This window comes from Actinomadura logoneensis (assembly GCF_003428695.1).
GTDB classification, from domain to species: Bacteria; Actinomycetota; Actinomycetes; order Streptosporangiales; family Streptosporangiaceae; genus Spirillospora; species Spirillospora logoneensis.
The window spans coordinates 1-4,799 of sequence record NZ_QURH01000822.1; the positions used below are offsets into that span (position 1 = coordinate 1).

Sequence of the window (4,799 nt, forward strand, 5' to 3'; positions counted from 1 at the left end):
CGCCTGCCGCGCCTGCGGCGCCCGCCGCGCCTGCCGCGCCTGCGGCGCCCGGTGCTTCTGCCGTGCCTGTGGCGCCCGGTGCTCTGCCGCGCCTGCGGCGTCCGCTTCGCATGTATCAGATTTCCGGTGCCCTGCCTGTTGCCCCGCGCGCTGTTCTCCGGGGCGTGCCTGCTCCCCCCCGGAGCGCCACCGATTCTCACGGGGCGCGCCCGGTTCTACTGGTCGCGCCCTGTTCTCGGGCTGCGCTCGGTTTCCTCTGTCGCGTTCCCCGAGCCGCTTCTGCCTCGCCCGTGCCGCGTTCGCCATGCTGCGCAGGTTGATCAACTGCTGCTGCCTTGCCTCGTGTGTTTCGCTCGGTGCGCTGCACCTGCGCCCGCGGGGCGGAGGGGCGAACCTGTGGCCGCGCCTTCCATGTCGCGCTCACCCTCCACGCGTCGCGCCCGCATCTGTTAGGTGGGGGTGGTGGGTCGCGTGGCTTGTTCGGGGCTGTTTCGCCATGGCGAATGTTCGGGGCTGGGTTCCTGTCATGACTTTGTGATTCGTGTGCCGCCTCCTTTCTCGGGCAGTGCCGTTGTTGCTCTTGGGGGGCTGCTGGCGGGCAGGCCGGGTGAGGTGGTCTTCAGGGAGATCGAGGGGCGAGGTGGGGTGGTTCTCGCGGGGGGGCGTCTCAGGGGTGGGTCAGGGACTTCCCCGATGGCGGTCCGGCGGTCGGGGGCGCAGGATGGTGGCATGGACAGCGGGTATGCGGATCTGAGGGTTTCGAACGCGGAGCGCGAGCAGGTCGTCGAGCGGCTTCAGGAGGCTTACGCCGACGGGCGGCTCGACCACGATGAGTTCGACATGCGGACGCATCTGGCCATGACGTCGAAGACCCGGCGGGACCTGGACGCGGTGCTGCTCGACCTGCAGCCCGTACCGAAGGCCGGACGCGTGCCGGCGCCGAACGCGGGACCCTCCACGTCCGAGGAGCGGATGCTCGCGGCCGTCGCGCACGGACTGGGGTACTTCACCCTGTTCGTCGGCCCGCTGATCATGATGATGACGGCGGGGAAGCGGTCGGCGTACGTGCGCGAGCACGCGGCGGAGGCGGTGAACTTCCAGCTCACCGTGCTGCTGGTGACGATCGTGACGTTCGGGATCGGCGGCCTGCTCTACGCGGTGACGTGGATCGTGGCGGCGGTCGCGGCCCTGTTCGCGCTCACCGGCCAGCCGTTCCGCACCCCGTTCATCCTGCGCCTCGTCAAGTAGCGGACGCGGGTTCGCGAGCAGCGCGTCCGTCGAGGGGCCGGGCACTGGCTGAGTGATCCATCGGCCGCCCCGCGCGGCTGGTTCGTGGGCTGGTGGCGTGGGCCGTGAGTGCTTGTCTGCGCCGCAGGGGTGGCCCGTAGCGAGGTCTGCGAGCGGGTGGCGTTCAGGACGGTGGTGCGCTGAGTGCCGTCGCCGTCCGGGAGCTTCTGCGGTGGGACGTCCTTGCTCGGTTGGACGGCGGACGTCCCTGGTGTATGGCCCAGGCTGTTGGCCTGGGTCTTTTCGTATGTGCGGGGAGTTCGCTGTCCTCGTCCGCCTCGTCCGCCTCGTCCGCCTCGTCCACCTCGATCTGATAGCCGTGGGACGGGGCTGGGCTCTCGGCGTCATCTTCGTCGGTTGCGGCGCGGCGCTTCTCCGTGAGCCGGTTACATCAGCGCCCGCCTCCGCGTCGGCGGCTGTTCGTGGAGCGGGATCGTTCTCGGCGGCGGCGGTCGTGGTGAGTTCGGCGGGTTTGGGGTGGGAGGGGAGAGGCGTGTTCTCCGGGGCTTCCGGGTGGGCGGTGGCCTGTCCCGGCCACAGGTGAAACGATCGGCGTGGACGGGGCAGGAGTTGTGTCGCCTGCGGGAACGCGGGGCGGGCGGTGTTCGGCGTGGGGGGTTTATTCCCGTCCGGGCCTGTGATCACCCTCTCGCCAAAATTGTGTGGAACATACATGGGATGATCTGTTTACTGTGTGCGGGAGGGGCAGATGACGGAGCTTGCGGTCAACGACGATCATCGGCGCGCGGTCGAGGCGCTGCGTCGGTCCTACGACGCGATCCCCAAGGGGACGCCGGTCAGGCTGGCGAAGAAGACCTCGAACCTGTTCCGCTGGCGGGACCCGGCGGCGGGCCCCGGGCTGGACGTGTCGGGTTTCGACAAGGTGCTGAGCGTCGACCCGGAGCGCCGGACGGCGCAGGTCCAAGGCATGACCACCTACGAGGACCTGGTGGACGCGACCCTGCCGCACGGCCTGATGCCCACGGTCGTCCCCCAGCTCAAGACGATCACGCTCGGTGGCGCGGTGACCGGGCTCGGCATCGAGTCGACCTCGTTCCGGCTGGGACTGCCGCACGAGGCCGTCCGGGAACTGGAGATCCTCACCGGTGGCGGGGAGATCGTCACCGCGACCCGGGACAACGAGCACGCCGAGCTGTTCTACGGGTTCCCCAACTCCTACGGGACGCTCGGCTACTCGCTGCGCATCGAGATCGACCTCATCCCGGTCAAGCCGTACGTCCGGCTGAGGCACCTGCGGTTCGACACCGCCACGGAGCTCGCCCGCGTGATGGCCGAGATCACCGACTCGGGCGAGTACGAGGGCGAGACCGTCGACTTCATGGACGGCACCGTCTTCTCCCGGGACGAGCAGTACATCACCCTCGGCTTCTTCTCCGACGAGGCGCCCTACGTCTCCGACTACACCGGCCAGCGGATCTACTACCGCAGCATCCAGGAGCGGTCGGTCGACTTCCTGACCGTCCGCGACTACATCTGGCGCTGGGACACCGACTGGTTCTGGTGCTCGGGCGCGTTCGGCGTGCAGAACCCGACCGTCCGGCGGCTGTGGCCGGACAAGTACAAGCGGTCGGACGTGTACCGCAAGCTCGTGGCCTACGACCGCCGCTACCAGTTCGTCGCGCGCGTGGACCGGTGGAGCGGGAAGCGTCCGCGCGAGGACGTCATCCAGGACATCGAGGTGCCGGTCGAGAACCTCCCGGCGTTCCTCGACTTCTTCCACGCCAAGATCGGGATGAAGCCGGTCTGGCTGTGCCCGCTCAAGGCCCGCGAGAACTGGCCGCTGTACCCGCTGGAGGCGGGCCGCGCCTACGTCAACGCCGGCTTCTGGGGGACGGTCCGTATCCCGCCGGGGCAGATCCCCGAGTACCACAACCGGCTGATCGAGCGCGAGGTCGCGGGACTTGACGGACACAAGTCTCTCTATTCGACGGCTTTTTATAGTCGGGACGAGTTCTGGAAGCACTACGACGGGCAGACCTACCGGCGGCTGAAGGGGGCCTACGACCCTGACGCCCGGCTGCTCGATCTCTACGACAAGTGCGTGCGCGGACGCTGATCGTCCGCGGTATCGGGGGGAGGCCCCGGGCCCGGGGCCGGTGGTGAGTGACGCCGTCGTCCCGCCGGGCGGGGCGAACAGACAGGAGGGATCACAATGACGCTGGCCAGGGTCTTCGAAAACCTCATCGGGCCTGACGCGCCAGTGGAGTTCGTCGCCTACGACGGGTCGCGCGCGGGACGCCCAGGATCCGACATCCGGATCGAGGTGACCTCGCCGTACGCGCTGTCGCACATGCTGCACGCGCCGGGGTCGCTGGGTCTCGCCCGGGCGTACGTCAGCGGCCATCTCGACGTGCACGGGGACATGTACGAGACGCTGTCGACGCTGCAGCGCGTCCTGGGGGACATCACCGCCCGGGACAAGGTGACGCTCCTGCGCGAGGTGCTGCGGGACCCGTTGCTGCGTGCCGCGGTGTCGCGCCGCCTGGACCCGCCGCCGCAGGAGGCGCCGTTCAGCCGCGTGCCCTCATGGCTGCGGCACTCCAAGAAGCGGGACGCCAGGGCCATCTCGCACCACTACGACGTGTCCAACACGTTCTACGAGTGGGTGCTCGGGCCGTCCATGGCGTACACGTGCGCGTGTTTCCCGACGGAGACGGCGACCCTCGAGGAGGCGCAGTTCCACAAGCACGACCTGGTCGCCAAGAAGCTCGGCCTGAAGCCCGGCATGCGGTTGCTGGACGTGGGCTGCGGCTGGGGCGGCATGGTCATGCACGCGGCCAAGGAGTACGGCGTCAAGGCGCTCGGTGTCACGCTGTCCAAGGAGCAGGCGGAGTGGGCGCAGAAGGCGATCGCCGAGCGCGGCCTCTCGGACCTGGCCGAGGTCCGGCACCTGGACTACCGCGACGTGACCGAGACCGGGTTCGACGCGGTGAGCTCCATCGGCCTGACCGAGCACATCGGCAAGGACAACCTGCCGTCGTACTTCGGGTTCCTCTACTCCAAGCTCAAGCCGTACGGCCGGATGCTGAACCACACCATCACCCGGCCGGACAACCTCGCCCCCACGATGAAGCAGGACGGGTTCATCAACCGCTACGTCTTCCCGGACGGTGAGCTGGAGGGCCCCGGCTACATCCAGCAGCAGATGAACGACGCGGGCTTCGAGATCCGCCACCAGGAGAACCTGCGCGAGCACTACGCGCGGACCCTCGCGGGCTGGTGCCGCAACCTCGACGCCCACTGGGACGAGGCCGTCGCGGAGGTCGGCGAGGGCACGGCCCGCGTGTGGCGCGTGTACATGGCCGGCTGCATCGTCGGTTTCGAGCAGAACTGGATCCAGCTGCACCAGACGCTCGGCGTCAAGCTGGACGAGGCCGGCGCGGCGCACATGCCGCTGCGTCCCGACTGGGGTTCCTGACCGTTCCGGATATCCGGAACCCGGATCGGACACCGGGAGTGACGGAACGGGGCCCGGCGCGCGGGTCGAACGC

Annotated in this window: 3 protein-coding genes; all 3 read left to right on the forward strand. The window is 69.0% G+C overall.

Annotated features, from left to right (window positions below; all coding sequences use genetic code 11):
• Positions 1 to 729: 729 nt before the first annotated feature.
• The 3 genes from DZF91_RS28150 to DZF91_RS28160 all read left to right on the forward strand — a co-directional run bounded on the left by DZF91_RS28150 (position 730) and on the right by DZF91_RS28160 (position 4,726).
• Positions 730 to 1,248, forward strand: coding sequence for a DUF1707 and DUF4870 domain-containing protein (locus DZF91_RS28150; RefSeq protein WP_117360149.1), 519 nt, complete (start codon positions 730 to 732; stop codon positions 1,246 to 1,248).
• 748 nt (positions 1,249 to 1,996) lie between these two features.
• Complete coding sequence (locus DZF91_RS28155) at positions 1,997 to 3,364, forward strand: FAD-binding oxidoreductase (protein ID WP_117360150.1); 1,368 nt, start codon at positions 1,997 to 1,999, stop codon at positions 3,362 to 3,364.
• Positions 3,365 to 3,460: 96 nt separating this feature from the next.
• Positions 3,461 to 4,726 carry a class I SAM-dependent methyltransferase gene (locus DZF91_RS28160; protein WP_117360151.1) on the forward strand — a complete coding sequence of 422 codons (1,266 nt, stop codon included), beginning with the start codon at positions 3,461 to 3,463 and terminating at the stop codon, positions 4,724 to 4,726.
• The last annotated feature ends 73 nt before the right edge of the window (positions 4,727 to 4,799 follow it).